At 35.1% G+C, this 16,276-nt stretch carries 11 protein-coding genes and 4 pseudogenes; 10 read left to right on the forward strand and 5 right to left on the reverse strand.

Annotated features, from left to right (window positions below):
* Window positions 1-108: 108 nt before the first annotated feature.
* Window positions 109-390: a hypothetical protein gene (locus JCM21714_RS12415; RefSeq protein ID WP_035724783.1), complete on the forward strand. Its 282-nt coding sequence runs from the start codon at window positions 109-111 to the stop codon at window positions 388-390.
* 50 nt (window positions 391-440) lie between these two features.
* On the opposite strand, the pseudogene JCM21714_RS12420 reads toward JCM21714_RS12415, so the two are convergent.
* Window positions 441-1,365, reverse strand: a pseudogene (locus JCM21714_RS12420) (phosphatidate cytidylyltransferase).
* Window positions 1,366-1,482: 117 nt separating this feature from the next.
* Here JCM21714_RS12420 and JCM21714_RS12425 point away from each other — a divergent pair.
* Entirely contained in the window at window positions 1,483-2,022 is a 540-nt protein-coding gene (locus JCM21714_RS12425) for a hypothetical protein (protein WP_439644469.1), read from the forward strand.
* 34 nt (window positions 2,023-2,056) lie between these two features.
* On the opposite strand, the gene JCM21714_RS21680 is transcribed toward JCM21714_RS12425, so the two are convergent.
* The 3 genes and pseudogenes from JCM21714_RS21680 to JCM21714_RS12435 all read right to left on the reverse strand — a co-directional run bounded on the left by JCM21714_RS21680 (window position 2,057) and on the right by JCM21714_RS12435 (window position 5,794).
* The gene (locus JCM21714_RS21680; RefSeq protein WP_235182822.1) at window positions 2,057-3,082 is read right to left on the reverse strand and encodes a hypothetical protein; all 1,026 of its coding nucleotides are present in this window, start codon (window positions 3,080-3,082) and stop codon (window positions 2,057-2,059) included.
* A 38-nt stretch (window positions 3,083-3,120) separates the two neighbouring features.
* Entirely contained in the window at window positions 3,121-3,837 is a 717-nt protein-coding gene (locus JCM21714_RS21685) for a hypothetical protein (RefSeq protein ID WP_235182823.1), read from the reverse strand.
* 2 nt (window positions 3,838-3,839) lie between these two features.
* Window positions 3,840-5,794 (reverse strand): annotated as a pseudogene (locus JCM21714_RS12435) (efflux RND transporter permease subunit).
* Between the two features lie 311 nt (window positions 5,795-6,105).
* Between JCM21714_RS12435 and JCM21714_RS12440 the strand changes: the two are divergent.
* The 5 genes and pseudogenes from JCM21714_RS12440 to JCM21714_RS12460 all read left to right on the forward strand — a co-directional run bounded on the left by JCM21714_RS12440 (window position 6,106) and on the right by JCM21714_RS12460 (window position 13,190).
* Complete coding sequence (locus JCM21714_RS12440; protein ID WP_052000587.1) at window positions 6,106-6,624, forward strand: TetR/AcrR family transcriptional regulator; 519 nt, start codon at window positions 6,106-6,108, stop codon at window positions 6,622-6,624.
* A 171-nt stretch (window positions 6,625-6,795) separates the two neighbouring features.
* Entirely contained in the window at window positions 6,796-9,321 is a 2,526-nt protein-coding gene (locus JCM21714_RS12445; protein WP_235182824.1) for a transglycosylase domain-containing protein, read from the forward strand.
* Window positions 9,322-9,425: 104 nt separating this feature from the next.
* Entirely contained in the window at window positions 9,426-10,232 is an 807-nt protein-coding gene (locus JCM21714_RS12450) for an ATP-grasp domain-containing protein (RefSeq protein WP_035724787.1), read from the forward strand.
* Between the two features lie 70 nt (window positions 10,233-10,302).
* Window positions 10,303-11,848: pseudogene (locus JCM21714_RS12455) on the forward strand (ABC transporter ATP-binding protein); the annotation flags it as partial.
* A 355-nt stretch (window positions 11,849-12,203) separates the two neighbouring features.
* Window positions 12,204-13,190, forward strand: a complete 987-nt coding sequence (locus JCM21714_RS12460) for a glycoside hydrolase family 43 protein (protein ID WP_035724788.1) — start codon at window positions 12,204-12,206, stop codon at window positions 13,188-13,190.
* Window positions 13,191-13,417: 227 nt separating this feature from the next.
* On the opposite strand, the gene JCM21714_RS12465 is transcribed toward JCM21714_RS12460, so the two are convergent.
* Window positions 13,418-13,621, reverse strand: a complete 204-nt coding sequence (locus JCM21714_RS12465) for a hypothetical protein (protein ID WP_035724789.1) — start codon at window positions 13,619-13,621, stop codon at window positions 13,418-13,420.
* A gap of 204 nt (window positions 13,622-13,825) precedes the next feature.
* On the opposite strand from JCM21714_RS12465, the pseudogene JCM21714_RS12470 reads away from it, so the two are divergent.
* The 3 genes and pseudogenes from JCM21714_RS12470 to JCM21714_RS24250 all read left to right on the forward strand — a co-directional run bounded on the left by JCM21714_RS12470 (window position 13,826) and on the right by JCM21714_RS24250 (window position 16,267).
* Window positions 13,826-15,543, forward strand: a pseudogene (locus JCM21714_RS12470) (pyruvate oxidase).
* Window positions 15,544-15,557: 14 nt separating this feature from the next.
* Window positions 15,558-16,139 carry a cytochrome c oxidase subunit II gene (locus JCM21714_RS12475; protein WP_035724790.1) on the forward strand — a complete coding sequence of 194 codons (582 nt, stop codon included), beginning with the start codon at window positions 15,558-15,560 and terminating at the stop codon, window positions 16,137-16,139.
* Complete coding sequence (locus tag JCM21714_RS24250; RefSeq protein ID WP_084040759.1) at window positions 16,121-16,267, forward strand: hypothetical protein; 147 nt, start codon at window positions 16,121-16,123, stop codon at window positions 16,265-16,267. Before JCM21714_RS12475 ends, JCM21714_RS24250 begins: the two co-directional genes overlap by 19 nt.
* Window positions 16,268-16,276 lie beyond the last annotated feature (9 nt).

Genomic DNA, 16,276 nt, shown 5'->3' on the forward strand with positions numbered 1-16,276 from the left:
ATTAAACTAATTGTTACATTTGACATCATTTTTTAATATAAACAGGCGTTTCATAGTATGGGATTCTGGCTATATATTCAGTAAGCCAATATTAGGAGGATGAACATCATGAAAAAATTCTTGTCTACTCAAGTAACACTTGAAGAAAAGCTAAGCATGAAACAAATAATATCTTTTTTTCAATATGAGAAAAATTATAATGGTTCTATCTATATTCTTGGTAATCATCAAATGATTTCTCTACATGATTTACCTGGACTGGTTGCTTTTTCATTGTTAACTAGCGCAGATTGTGATGTGCAATTTGTTGTCGAAGGAATCAATCCTGAACAAGCATTAGAAGATCTGCAGAATTATTTAACAACAGACGGATATTATTTAGTAAACTAATCCATTCTTTAAAATTCGCACACCTAGTTTAAAGGTGTGCATGTCTTTGATTACATGAATTCAAAAAAATAGCGAACGACATGAAAAAATATCGGGGGGCAGTATAGGATAAACTATCAATTCTATTTAAATATCTATCTTTTACACTTTCGATATTCTTATTATTCCCTATCAATAAATCACGCTTTAATACCGATATCGTTACACTTCCAAAAAAACCTGCCACACTTATCAGCACTCCTGAAATAATTCCAAACATTAGATCTAAAGGTGTTAATAACGAGTATATGAAATAAGAAGTCAATGTCGTAATAATTAATCCGCCAATAAATCCCTCCCAGGTAAGATAGGGGGGGTTGCTGTCGGTGCTATTTTATGTTTACCGATATAAAGCGAAATTAAATATTGGATAACATCATTTACCTGTGTCAATATAATTAGAAATAAGACAAGATTCGGTCCATATAACGGTGTTGCCACAGGAAAATAGGCAAGATGGCTGATACCAAATACCATTAACATTAATCCCCCCCATTGAGTAAAACTTACTGATCGCAAAAAACCTACTGTCCCTTTTCCTATTATTCGTGGTAACGGTAAAAAAAGAAACACATACACAGGTATAAATACGATAAACATGCCATACCAGCCAATATAGATCCAGTAAAACTGGATGGGTATCATTAAATAGGCCCACAGAAAAATACGACGATCTGATTTACGCGTTTTCATCATCATAAAGTATTCCTTCAGCGCAAAATAACAAAGAATCATAATGGCAATAAGAGATACCGTCGAATTAAATAATGTTGCAAAACAAAAAATCACAAACATTCCCCCCCACCATGTTTTAATCCGTGATTGAAGTGTGTCAAAATCTTTATGTTTCTGAAATTTCGGTGCAAGTTTAATAGCTATTGAGGCACTAAATAATGCAATAAAAATAATCGATAAAGTCCAAATTGTTTCCTGCAAGATAATCTCACCCATTCTTTTTTTAAAAACTGCATCCATTTTACAGGAATTGCTTTATAATGAAAAGAGAATATTTTTTAAGTTGGTGATATCGTGAATCAAGAATATGTTTATATTATGTTATCAGATACAGGAACCTTATTTACAAATGTCATAAAAACGTATACAAAGGCACCTTATAATCATGCTTCATTGTCGTTTGACTCCGAGCTGAAAGAAATGTATAGCTTCGGCAGGAAAAAACCAACAAATCCTTTACATGGAGGTTTTGTGAAAGAAGATATTTTTACTGGTACGTACAGTAAGTATCCGAATACAAGCTGTGTCATCTATCGGCTTCAGGTAACAGAGCGTGAAAAACAAAAAATGAAAAGAATATTAGAAGTATTTATTAAAAATAATCATAAATTTCTTTATAATATTTTAGGAGTTATTGGAGTTTCGTTAAAAGAGCCAGTTGAATTTAGTAATTCCTATTTTTGCTCTCAGTTTGTTGCTGATATTTTATTTCGTTCTGGCATAAAACTCTGGGATAAGCTTCCAGCCATGGTGACTCCAGATGATTTCAGAAAAAGCATTGCCTTTGAACTTTTATATGAAGGAAAGCTCTTTGAATACCATCCATTGAAAAAAGTCATGATAAACAATCACATGTAAAAAAGTGACGGCATGTTTCAACCGTCACTTTTTATTAGCGAAATAAATCTAAGAGTTTATCCCAGAAGCTTTTCTCTTTCGCTGTTTCTTGTTGTTCTTCTGCCTGCTCTTCTTTCTCTATTGCTTCTGTTTTAATCACAAATTGAACGGATTGAATATTCTCATTCTTTTCAGAAACAAAAGATTCAGCATCAAAATCAGATTTATCAAATTCATTAATCATTTTATCAATTTCTTCTTGCATTTGTTCAGGTAATTCGCTTGTAGAATCAGCCAATTTAGAAGTACCGTTACGTAATTCAGTTGTTCCATTTTCCAATTCAGTTGTTCCATGATAAATATCTGTAACACCTTGATGAATACTTTGGTATGCGTTAGATAACTCTCTTACACCATGAGTGTATTCGACTAAACCGCCATGGAAGGACTTATAGTTATCTGACAATTTGCCTAAGCCATTTTGTAATTCCTTGATCGATTCTTGAATATTGATTTTTTCACTTGCCTTAGCTACTTCACTAGCCATTGTTTCCAGGGATGTCGCCATTTCTGTTTGCGCGCCACTTATTTCGTTTAGCGTAGGATCAACCGCTGCAAATACTTCTTTGGTGGCCTCATACGTTCCTTTTGCTTTTTGAGCTGCCCCATACGTTTCAGCTAACTTCTGCACAATTTTCCGGTCCTGCTCTTCCTCTAATTTACTGGCTATACGTTTTATCTCTTCCTCAGAAATTTCATGAGCTGGAATCGCATGAATTGATTCATCTAATTTCTGATAAGCTTTGGTATAATTGTCACGTAAAGTTGTTAAGCCTGTTGCAGCCTCTTTCATTCCTTCAGAGATTTTGATTAATCCCACCCGCAATTTTCCAAAATCGGCACCACTCATATCCTGATTTAATGAATCCTTCATAGTGACTAAAGCTTTATCAATCGCAGCTGATCCGTTTAACAGTTCAGTGGAACTATTATTTAATTCAGCTATGCCATTTTTATAGTCAGCTGATCCGCTTGTTAGATCGGCCATGCCGTTATTCAAATCAGCAATACCTGTTTTCAAGTCTCCAACAGCATCATCTATTTTTTTTGTTGCGTCTGTTAAACTCTCAAAGTCCCCCCTGTGATTTGATCAACATCAGGTGATTCAATCGACAGTGCAGAAGGTACACCCGAAATTTCAATGGCATTTAATTCTAAATCTGTAACATCTGCTTCTAGGACCAATGTTTCTTCCTGTTCGGGCATAACGGTATATGTTACTTGTTTATTTTTACCTGCATTTGCTATCGTACCATTTTCAGTAACTATTTCCTGATATTTACCAGCATCTAACGTTAACGAAATCTGCAATAAATAATTATTATAAAAAATCGGATTCACTTGTTCATTTGCTGACGTTTGAATCTCTATTTTTAAATGACCATCCTGCCCTGCTAAATCTTCTGCTGATATATTATTACCATTGAGTTGATAAGAAATATCAAATTTCCATGGTAATAATTTCCCTTCCAGATCACCTTGATAATAAAACGTATCCTCTGATGTTGAAAACGACACTTTCTCATCCTCTTTAACGATTTCAGATAGATCGGTAAGATTTTTTACAGTTGTATAGTTACCATAATCAACAATTTCTTCCGTGTTTTCGACTTTAAAACTATTGACTATATACATTTCTTGCTGACTACCATTAGGTTGTAGAGTAGTATAAACTACTTCATCTTTTTCGACTGCAGAATTAGCAGCATGAACGGGTACAGTTGCCATTATCAGCAGACTAATAATCCACATTACTAACATTCTTTTTTTAATCATAATCAACCTTTCTCCTTATAAAAGTTTGCTTTCCAAGTTGTTACCTTAATTAGTTTATCAAATATCACAAGCATAGCCGGTAAGAAAAATACCACTAATATGAATGCTAGCAATGCTCCTCTTCCAAGCAATAACCCAATTGATGACACAATCGGATTTGTGGAAGTCCAGGCTAATATAAATCCTACACTTGATAAAATAGAAGCAGATATTAGAATGGAAAAGATTTTTTCATTAATTGTTTTCTTAATGGCCTTCATTGCTGGCATTTCTTTTCGATTCTCCTTGTAGGCTTCTGATAATAAAATCGCGTAATCCACCGTTGCGGCTAATTGGACTGTGCTAACAATCAGGTATCCGACATATACAAGCGATGTATCCATAAAATAAGGCACCGATAAGTTGATCCAAACAGCCGCCTGAATGGTTAATAACAGGATTATTGGCATGGAAATCGAGCGGAACGTTACTAGTAATACAAGCGCTATCGCCACAATCGTAAGAATATTCACGACCAGATTATCCGCTTCGACTGTCTGTTTCATATCATATAACGTAACACTTTCTCCAAGCACATATGAATCATTTCCATAATAATTCTCGGCCATATCTTTTACTTTATCAATAAATGCGAAAGCCTCCTCACCTTCTGAGTCCGTCTTGGTGTTCAGAATGATTCGCGCAAAATTATCAGAATAAAATTGACTTATCATCGACTCTTCTAAATACTCAGGAGGAATAGCAGCGCTAACGGTATTGACATAGGCTAACACGCTAGAAACATTTTCAACATTTTCTAATTCCTGTACTAATTCTTCCTCTTTGGCAATATCTCCTTTTGGAACTAACAAAACAAGTGGTGTTGATTTTCCATATACTTCTTCAATAGCTCTCTCATCTTTCCCCCACGCGCATATTGTCCGGCTGTTCACCAGTACCGTAAATAAAGTCTGTATTATTTTGTGCCAAAAAAGCTGGTACTACGATAATAAAAACAAGAATAATACTTGGTATCCGGAATTTCAACACTCTTCTCCCAATATTTTTGAAGATAGGTACAATTGGTTTATGTTCCGTTTTATCAATCCATTTATAGAAGGTAATTGTTAATGCTGGTAAGAAAACCATCACACTAATGAAACTAAGCACAATTCCTTTAACCAAATTCACCCCTAAATCAGAGCCAATTTCAAAATTCATGAAGGTGAGTGCCATAAATCCAAAAAACGTGGTAGAGGCACTTGCAGCTATAGCAGGAAACGATCGTTTCATCGCTAAGCGCATTGCATTAGTAGGTTCCTCTCCCTGTTACGAAAATCAGAAAAACTATGGAGCAGAAAGATCGCATAATCCAGCGAAACAGCTAATTGTAGAATCGGTGCAACAGATTGGGTAACGAACGATACTTCACTCAGAAAAATATTGGTCCCAAGATTAATTAGTACCGAGACACCAATAGCTGTAAGGAAGAAAACTGGTTCCATCCATGAATTAGTAGATAGAATTAAAATAATGATGATAATTGGCACTAATAATAAAGCAGCATAGGCTGATTCTGAACCAGCCATTTGTTGGGAAACAGCTGTATCAACAGCTCCACCTGCCAGGGCATTGTCCTCACCAATCAACTCATATATCGCATTCGTGATCGCCACTTCATCGCCTTCACGAATATGTAACGAAAGTAAAGCATTTTTATCCAGATAATATGTTTCTATAATATTTTGATCGACCATTTCCAATGGTGTTTTGATATCGACGGCATCATCAAGCCATGTCACTTCACTTACCCCCCCATCGATGACTTCTAACTGTTCTTTATAGTCAAGTGCTTGCTGAACAGTGACATCATATAACATGACCCTCGCATTTTCTACCCCCCCGGTCTCAAATTCCCCCCCTCCATTACTTCCATCGCAGCAGTAGATGGTGCGTCATCAGGTAAATAATCTGCCATGTTATAATTAACCGAAACGCCAAATTGAACGATAGCGCTGATTAAAGTAACTAATAAAAATGTGATCACTATTGATTTTTTATGTTTTATTATTTTAGTTGAAAGGTCAATCGTACTTCATCCTCCCTTGCATTTATCTTGATTACACTTTATCATTATATAGACACCGTGTTGGATATTCAACAAACAGTTTTATAAACTCTGTATGTTTTCCAACATATTTAACGTATATGTTGTATTGTTACAAAAAGTTCACATTTAGGAGGGTTTCCTTTGAGCAAAAATATAGACCGCAGAAAAAAATATACCGAATGGCATTAAAAGACAGCCTCATCCAATTATTAAATAAAAAGGCATTTTCCTCTATAACAGTAAAGGAAATTTGTGCAATTGCAGATATCAATCGTTCCACATTTTACACCCATTATACGGATCAATTCGATTTACTTTATCAGATTGAAGAAGAAATCATCGAAGAAATGAATAGATACTTAAATGAATGCAGTTTCGTTGAAGAAGAGGAATCAATTCAGATGACAGAAAAATTATTGGAATACATCCAAAACAGAAAGGAAATTTGTCAAACATTACTTCTTCAAAATACCGGAACAAGTTTTGAAAAAAGAGTGATGATTATTGCGAGGCAGTTTTTATTAAACAAAGCTATTCATTTGAAGTCAAATGAGGCTAATTATTTTAGTACGTTTATCATAAGTGGTGCTATTCATGTTATCAAAGAATGGCTCGATATGGATACTCAGGAATCACCGAAACAGATAGCAGAAATGATAACTCAATTTACTAATAAAGGGTTATTGTTTATAAAGTAAGTCATCTTTCCAAGAAATTACACAAAAAGTATTTCTCACAACCAGAGTTTCATGTAGGATACATCTTTACCACAAATAAATTATATTTTTCTATTAATCCTCTAAAGCGTTTATAAAGTTAACTTTTTGGGTATTTTGAATAAGGAAGTATTATTAGAGAGGTTGATAGATTTGACAGCAAAGGATACAACTAATAAGCAAAAAGGTTTCATAAAACTTTTATTTATTGCCTTTCTTATCTCCATTTCTTTACTGATTATCGGAGGTATAACAGTTTTTGCACTTATTAAGGATGCACCTAGATTAGATAAGGATAAATTAGAAAACGCCCAATCCTCTATTATATACGATATGAATGGAGAAAAGATTGCTACAATTTCTGGCAAAGAATATCGATTACCAGTTGCAATTGAGGATGTTCCTTTAAACGTCCAACAAGCATTTATAGCAATTGAGGATGGTAGATTTAGAGAGCATGGTGGCATTGATATTAAAAGAGTTGGAGGAGCCATTCTGGCAAATATAAAGGAAGGCTGGGGAGCTGAAGGTGGCAGTACCATCACACAACAGGTGGTAAAAAACACGTATCTTTCCTCTGAAAAAACATTAGAAAGAAAAGTACAGGAAGCCTATTTGGCACTTAAGCTAGAAGATAAATATTCCAAAGATGAAATATTAGAAATTTACTTAAACAAAATATACTTTGGACATGGAGCATATGGGATCGGAGCAGCAGCAGAAGTATACTTCCATAAAAATGTGAAGGAATTAACGGTTGCAGAAGCTGCATTATTAGCAGGTTTGCCTCAACGCCCTAGCGGATATGACCCATTTAAGCATCCAGAAATTGCGAAGGAACGTCGTGATACAGTACTTTCTTTTATGGAGAAAAATAATTTTATTTCTTCAGATAAAATGAAAGAAGCACAAGAGATTAAAATAAATAACAGCTTGTATACCGAGAAAAAAAAGCAATCATTCCAATATTTTATTGATTATGTAATAGAGGAATTAATAGCAAATGACATTTCTGAAAATGAAATTTTTACTGGTGGGTTAAAGATTCACACCACTCTTGATCCTAACGCACAGACTTATACAGAAAAAGTAATGACAGGGACAGATGCAATTCCGTTTCCAGATGATAACTTTAAAGCTGGTGTAGTGCTATTAGATACTAAATCTGGAGCTATTCGAGCTATTGGCGGGAACCGCGATCCTAAAAACCAAAATGTGAAAAGAGGCTTTAACTTCGCGACAGATATTAAAAGGCAACCAGGTTCCACCATTAAACCGATATTAGATTATGGTCCTGCTATTGAATACAAGCAACAATCTACTTATCATCAAATTAAAGATGAAGAAATTGAGATTAATGATAAAACATTTAAAAACTATGATGATCAATTCCACGGCATGGTATCGATGAGAGAAGCCTTAGTGAAATCATATAATATACCTGCTATAAAAACCTTCTTAGAGATCGAAAACGACAAAAACTTAGAATTCGCTAGTAACTTGGGAATTGAATTAGAACATGCCTATCCATCCTATGCGATTGGTGGTTTCGGTGATAAAGATGGAGTATCTCCATTAGATATGGCTGGTGCTTATGCTGCCTTTGGTAATCAAGGAACATATCACGAACCATATAGTGTTACCAAAATAGAATATCCTAGTGGCGATATTGTGGAATATCAGTCAAAGCCTAGCCAAGCAATGAAAGAATATACGGCATATATGATAACAGATATGCTTGTTGACGTAGTTCAAGAAGGTACAGGTACTCTCGCCAATATTGAAGGTCTTCCCCCCCTCGCAGGAAAAACTGGTACAACTAATCCGCCCGAAGGAATTAAAAACGGATCCAGGGACTCATGGTTTGTAGGTTACACTACAGATTATACTGCAGCAGTCTGGACAGGATATCAATCGACTACAACCGAGCAATATGTGACAAAAGAAGATGCTCGACTATCTAAATTACTTTTCAAAGAGATAATGGCAGAAGTATCAAAAAATATTGCTTCAACACCTTTCACAAAACCAGATAGCGTTATAGAAGTTGAAATAGACAAAAGAAATGGTAAACTAGCTTCTGTCTATACGCCTGCCAATAGCATTACTACAGAATTATTTGTAGAAGGTACAGAATTACCAACAAAATATATACCTATTAAACCAAAGATAGAAAATGACAATGAGGAAAAAGATCTACAAGAGTCGCAGCCAACGGAAGAAAGAAATAAAGACAAGAAAGAAAACAAAGAAAAACAGAAAGAAGCAAAGAAGGAAGAAAAGGAAAAGAAAAATCAAGAAAATAAGGAAAATACAGAAAATGTAAATGTTAATAAAAAGCAAGAGAAAAAAGAAGATACTTCAGTTAACGACGCAGATGATCCTAATCAAACAAATAATAACGACGACACACAAAAAGATCAAAAGGACGATAAAGAAAAAACTTCACAAGACAAAGAAGACAATCAGTCAGAGAATCAAGAAAGTCAAATAGAACAAGAAACCGAACAGAATCAAGAAAATCAAGAGAACAAGGAAACAAGTAATAACAGTAATAACGAAAAAACTGAAATGAGTAAAGAAGCTGAAAAGCAAAACAATGATAAAGAAAAAAATACTTCAGAAGATAACACTGGTACTGACAGTGGAGATACTGAAAAAGAGGAAAACTCTTTATGATTTTTATCTAAATGAAATGGATATATTTTAAAAATTAGTGTAGCTTTTTCCAAAAACCATGCTACTATTAGATTGATAACTTAATAGAGATGGAGAAATGAAAGATGAAATTAGTTTCCTGTAATGCGTTTCGAACAATTGGTATTCCTGGGGTTACTTATATAAAGCCAGATTTAATGTTTAAAGAATTAGAAAAATTGGAAGAAGCAGACTTAGTTTTGTTTCCTGAAACATGGCAAGTGCCATCTCTCGTACACGGACTAAAAAAGCAAATATTCCCTAGTATCGAAACAATTCAGTTAGGTTCGAATAAGATAGAAATGACTCGTGCACTTTGGACGGTAGCAAAAGAATATGTGCCATACACAGAAATACTTGCTAATACAGAAGCGAATATCCAATCTATTCTAGAGACTTTCCCCTTCCCTTTTGTCGCTAAAGAAGCAAAAAACTCAATGGGAAACGGCGTATTTTTAATAGATGCAGAATCAGAATTTCGGGAATATACCTCTAGTAATAAAGTTTTATATATTCAGGAATATTTACCTAATGACGGTAAAGATCTACGCGTTTGTATCATCGGTGAAGAAATCTATGCTGCCTATTGGCGAATTGGACAACAAGGGGAATTTTTACACAATGTTTCCCAAGGTGGATCAGTCTGTTCACAGTTTATACCAGAGCAGGCATTGGAACTCGTTTTAAAAACTGCCAAAGCATTAAATATTAACCATGCTGGATTCGATATTATTGTTAGTGGTGGCAAATATTATATATTAGAATTTAATGTGTTATTTGGAAATCAAGGGTTAATTGGTAGAGATGTTACAATTACTCAAGCTATATATGATTATATTTCACATAACTTTTCGCCATCAACCCCCCCTACCCCCCCTACTACACCACAATAAACAATATCTTAAATAAAATTTACTACGTTTAAAGGCGTAGTATTTTTATTTTTTTTTTATTTTTTGGAAAATTTTAATTGCCTCTGTTTTTCAATATACCAAAACTTATTTGTTGCAAGTATCTGCAAATAAAATTATTCAGAAGATGCGTAATGATGTGTTTAGACATATTGAAGAATTACCTATGCAATACTTTGTTAATCGACCAGCCGGTAAGATAGTTGCACGAGTAACGAATGATACGGAAGCGATCAAAGAATTATATGTGAAGGTACTGAAAACCTTTGTGAATGGGTTTATCTACATGACAGGTATTTTTATCGCGCTATTCTTACTGAATACAACTTTGGCGAGTATCTGTCTGGTGCTTGTTCCCCCCCTGCTCTTCGTCTGGATGAAACTTTATAAAAAATATGCAAGCAATTATAATGAAGTGATTCTTACTACCAATACAGATATTAATCGATCGATTAATGAGTCAATTCAAGGAATGCCAATTATTCAGGCATTTCGACGTACAAAAAAAACACAAGATGAATTTGAAGTATTGAATAATCGTCAATTTACTTACCAAAAGAAATTAATTGTGTTCAATGCTTTAACTTCCTTTAACCTGGTCAACGCCATCCGCGGGCATTGCATTTGTAGCATTTATCTTGTTTTTCGGCTCTGCTTCCTTATCTGGTGAAAGTATAATTACTGCTGGAGTACTATAAGCTTTTGTCGATTATCTTACTCGTTTATTTGAGCCTGTTATGCAAATCGTTAATCAGCTGCCACAGTTAGAACAAGCAAGAGTTGCCGGAGCGCGAGTTTTTGAGTTATTGGATGAAGATGGTGAGGAAATCCCTTCAATAGCGTCAACATCGATCAAAGGTGACGTTAAATTTGTAGATGTTGATTTTGCATATGACGATACTGACTACATTTTACATCAAATCAATTTTCATATTTAGCGAGGGCAAACTGCTGCACTTGTTGGACATACCGGTTCAGGGAAAAGTTCCATTATGAATCTGTTATTCCGCTTTTATGATCCGCAAAAAGGTGTTATTAAAATTGATGATACCAATATCTCTAGCTTGTACAGACAGAAAGCGAGAAAAAATATTGGAATTGTATTACAGGATCCATTTATTTTTACCGGTACCGTGCTATCTAATATTACGTTAAATGATCCTTCGATCACTAGAGAGAAGGCAATTGCTTCCTTAAAAGCTGTTGGTGCCGATTAATTTATCGAAAAACTACCGAAGCAATACGACGAAGCCGTTGGAGAAAATGGAAGTGAGTTTTCTACAGGTCAGCGTCAGTTACTGTCATTCGCCAGAGCATTAGCATTTGAACCAAGCATTCTCATTCTTGATGAAGCAACTGCCAACATCGACACAGAAACAGAAGGACTTATTCAAGAAGCAATGAAGGTATTGGCAAAAGGTAGAACAATGCTAGTAATTGCCCATCGCCTTTCTACGATTCAGCACGCTGATCAAATTATTGTGTTAGAGAGAGGAACTATTATTGAAAAAGGAACACACCACGAATTGTTACAACAATACGGTAACTATTATCAAATGTATAAAATGCAGCAAGGTACTACTGTTATCGCATTGTGAGAAAACTTAGATAGATTTTAAAATTGTGTTTTAATACTTTTAAGTGATCTAAATAAACTTATATTGATCAAATCCTTTCTGATTGCGTCGGAGTTTTCATTGATATCTGCTTTTTACGAGGAAATCCTCTTGTCTCACGATCGACTTTTCATCGATAAATCAGTTATAAATTATAACCGTCTGTCACATTCAAAAATAGGCGGTTTCTTTCTTGTTATATTATTATAAACACTGTCAAAAAAATTTTATCTAGAAACTTATTTATATTTTAAACTTTCAACTTAGTTTTTCGACTGTACAAAGTAGCCTTTGATCAGTTATACTAATGATGGAATCTATCTAAGGAGGAAATTTTATGAGTAAACAATCCAAACAAAATGAAGCATTAGTAACACATATTTATACAGCTGATCCCTCTGCCCATGTATTTGACGGAAAAATTTACATCTATCCATCACACGATTTAGAGCATGATGGTGAATCTTTTGATGATGGCTCTCAATATGCAATGGAAGATTATCATGTTTTTTCAATGGAAAATGAAAGCGCTCCAGTTGAGGATCATGGTGAAGTTCTTCATGTCAAAGACATTCCCTGGGCAAGCCAGCAGTTATGGGCACCAGATGCAGCATACAAAAATGGTAAGTATTATTTAATCTATCCCGCAAAAGATTATGATGGAATCTTTCGAATTGGCATTGCCACTAGCGAAAATCCTGCTGGACCATTCGCACCTGAAAAAAGCTATATTCCTGGCAGCTTTAGCATTGATCCTGCTGTATTAGTGGATAATGATAATAAGGCCTTTTGTTATTTCGGTGGACTATGGGGTGGTCAATTAGAGCAATGGCAAACAGGCAGCCATAATCCAAACGGTAAGGAACCTGCACCAGACCAACCAGCATACGGACCACGCATCGCAGAATTTAAGGAAGATATGCTGTCATTTAAAGAAGAATCAAAAGAAATATCGATTATCGATAATGAGGGTAATCCTATTCTTGCTGGTGACGAGGATCGGCGATTTTTTGAAGGAGCTTGGGTCCATAAATATAATGGGCGTTACTATCTATCGTATTCTACTGGAACCACTCACAAAATCGTATATGCAGTAGGTGATAATCCTTATGGACCCTTTGAATTCAAAGGTACCATCTTAAATCCTGTTATTGGCTGGACTACCCATCATTCTATTCTAGAATTCAATAAAAAATGGTATCTATTTTACCATGATGCTTCTTTATCAAAAGGGATCAATCATCAACGTTCGATTAAATTTACAGAAATTGAGTATGATGAGGCAGGAAATATCCAAACAATCAACCCTTATGAAAACACTTAATCTTCTAAAATATAATAAAAATTCTGAAACAAGAGTATATTGATAAAAATGAAATCCGAATGATATGCGAATTCTGCAATTAGAATTCTTTATTATTCGGATTTTTTAATTGCATAATAGGAATACAATGTTCCCTAACTTATGAGGTAACAATAAAATGTTATTACTGCATAACCATCGCCCCCCCACTCGTCAGCTTCCATTTCAACGGTTTTTCTAATATAGATCTAAGTAACACTCATATATATCACAAGTGCAATGATTGAACCAAATATAGCTATTAAATAGATCATGGTAAGTCTCTTCACTTGAGGTTTAGTTTCTTCATCATAATTTGCATCACTTCTGCCAAGCTGCTTCACAGTCAGAATTAAAGCAATGATACTAACAATTAGTGCCAAAATAATATATACATACACATTTATATCCACACTATAGCCTCCTATACTTTCACTTTTATTATTTAATATTTCACTATTTAACGCCTATTAAACATCTGGCATACATACCAAATACAATACACTATTACTGATTTTGACTAACATTACAATTGTGTGTTTATCCTATAAAAAGACGGGTAGAGAATTATAGAAATTTAGGAAACCAATTTATCTATATCACAGGAGTTGTTAGGAATGAAAGCATCAGAAGCAGTAATAGAAACCTTACAAGAGTGGAATGTGAATCATGTTTATGGATATCCCGGTGATTCCGTCAACAATTTAATCGAAGAACTTCGACATTCAAAAAACGATATTTATTTCATTCAAGTTAGACACGAAGAAGTCGCTGCCCTCGCAGCATCAGCAGAAGCGAAATTTACAAATAATGTTGGTGTTTGTGTTTCTATTGGTGGACCTGGGGGGGCGATTCATTTGTTAAATGGGATGTACGATGCCAAAGCAGATGGAGCTCCAATGGTGGTAATTACAGGTCAAATTTCTGATTACTTACTCGGTACCGATAATTTTCAGGAGGTCAATTTGGAAAGACTGTTCGATGATGTAGCGGTATTTCATCACCGGGTTACTTCTGGTGAGCAGATGGCTCCATTGATAAAACAAGCATTTAGAGAAGCATCAAATAAGAAAGGAGTAGCAGTTCTTACGGTACCTGATAATATATTTAAAGAATCAATTAAAAAAACGCCTTTACGTTCTTCAGTCAAACCCGAATATACTCTTTTTCCTGATAAAGAAAGCATTAAGCAAGCAGTCAGCCTTATACAAAAGGCAAAAAAACCAGTTATTTTAGCAGGAAAAGGGGGGGCACTCAAAGCAAGAACAGAACTAGCAGAATTTGCTGAAAAAATTGCAGCTCCCGTTGTGGTTTCCTTACGAGGTAAGGGAGTATTGCCAGATGAACATCCATTAAACCTCGGAAACCTTGGTCAAATTGGAACCAAACCATCCTATGAAGCGATGCATGAAGCAGATTTATTATTATTAATCGGAACATCTTTCCCATATCGAGAATTTCTACCGGAAAGTGCCCCAGCCATTCAACTTGATATCAATCCGAATAATATAGGAAAATGGTATCCTGTTGACGTCGGATTAATCGGATCCGCCAAAGAGGTATTATTTCGTTTTAATGAACAACTCTCCTATAAAAATGATCGAGAGTTTCTTAGAGCCTGTCAGGAGAATATGCAGAACTGGTGGAAACATATCGAAGACATCGTTACAACAAAAAGAGATAAACTCCAGGGACCGGATGTCCTGCATACTTTAAATCGTTATATAGAAGACGATGCGATATTATCAGTCGATGTAGGAAATATAACTGCCTGGACAGCTCGCTTTTTAAGAATGAAAAATCAGCAGTTTATCATCTCGAGCTGGTTAGCCACAATGGCTGTGGTTTACCAGGAGCAATTGCAGCCAAATTAAATGAACCGGATAAGCAAGTGGTTGCCATTTGTGGAGATGGTGGCTTTTCAATGGTGATGCAGGATTTTTTAACCGCTGTGAAGTATCAATTGCCAATGACCATTATCATTCTAAATAATGAAAAACTAGGCATGATTAAATATGAACAAGAATTAATTGGAAATATCCCTTATGAGACTGACTTAGAAAATGTTAATTTTGGCAAATTCGCCATTACTTGTGGAGGAAATGGTTTTCATGTCAATAGTGTGGAGGAATTAGAAGCTGCTTTAAAAGCTGCCAAAAATCAACAACTTCCAACCATCATTGATGTTGAAATTGAAGATCGTGCCCCACTGCCAGGAAAAATAGAATGGGATCAAGCTTTTTCTTACTCTAAACACCTTTGGAAAAAATTAGTGGAAAATGAAAGAGAATGGGATATGCCCCCACTAAAAACAATTCTTAAGCGATTGTTTTAAGGAGCTTTATAAAAATGAGAGTATTAAAAAATGTATTTTTTATAACCACTTTGATTAGTTTGCTGAGCGCCTGTGACATTCGAGTCCTAAATCCCAAAAGTGACACTGCTAGTACGCAAACCGATTTAATTCATTTTAGCTTCTTAATTATGTTGCTCGTTTTAATTACGGTCTTCGTCTTACTTTTTCTTTTTGTAAGAAAGTATCGTGATATCAGTGGTCGTCATGACCAACCCGTACAAACAAAAGGTAATAAAAAACTAGAATGGACATGGACAATTATCCCGATAGTATTGCTTACCATCCTGGCAGTACCAACCGTAATTGTAACCTATTCGCAATCGCCAAATAGTGAAGCACACGAAAAAGATACAAAGGATACCGTTCATATTCAGGTGAAAGCAGAGCAATTTTCGTGGTCGTTTGTTTATGACAATGGCAAGGTTTCTCAAGATGAATTGTACCTTCCTAGTGATAAAACCATTGTATTTCATCTTCAGTCAAACGATGTTATTCACTCCTTCTGGGTCCCATCTCTGGTGGAAAAGTCGATGTTTTGCCACATAAAGAAAACACAATGGAAATCAAAGGGATAGAAACAGGAACATACCAAGGAAAATGTGCTGAATTTTGTGGCACTGACCATACAAAAATGAGATTCACCACGCATGTGGTAACAGAAAATGAATTTAATAGTTGGCTAGATAAAAAGTCTAACAAGTGAAAGAAGGGT

It is taken from the genome of Gracilibacillus boraciitolerans JCM 21714, assembly GCF_000521485.1.
GTDB classification, from domain to species: domain Bacteria; phylum Bacillota; class Bacilli; order Bacillales; family Amphibacillaceae; genus Gracilibacillus; species Gracilibacillus boraciitolerans.

Excerpts from the sequence above, each read along its gene's own strand:
- JCM21714_RS21685 (WP_235182823.1), bottom strand. The coding sequence starts at position 3,837 with ATGATTAAAAAAAGAATGTTAGTAATGTGGATTATTAGTCTGCTGATA.
- JCM21714_RS12440 (WP_052000587.1), top strand. The coding sequence starts at position 6,106 with ATGGCATTAAAAGACAGCCTCATCCAATTATTAAATAAAAAGGCATTT.
- JCM21714_RS12475 (WP_035724790.1), top strand. The coding sequence starts at position 15,558 with ATGAGAGTATTAAAAAATGTATTTTTTATAACCACTTTGATTAGTTTG.
- JCM21714_RS12425 (WP_439644469.1), top strand. The coding sequence starts at position 1,483 with ATGTTATCAGATACAGGAACCTTATTTACAAATGTCATAAAAACGTAT.
- JCM21714_RS12415 (WP_035724783.1), top strand. The coding sequence starts at position 109 with ATGAAAAAATTCTTGTCTACTCAAGTAACACTTGAAGAAAAGCTAAGC.
- JCM21714_RS24250 (WP_084040759.1), top strand. The coding sequence starts at position 16,121 with ATGGAAATCAAAGGGATAGAAACAGGAACATACCAAGGAAAATGTGCT.
- JCM21714_RS12460 (WP_035724788.1), top strand. The coding sequence starts at position 12,204 with ATGAGTAAACAATCCAAACAAAATGAAGCATTAGTAACACATATTTAT.
- JCM21714_RS12450 (WP_035724787.1), top strand. The coding sequence starts at position 9,426 with ATGAAATTAGTTTCCTGTAATGCGTTTCGAACAATTGGTATTCCTGGG.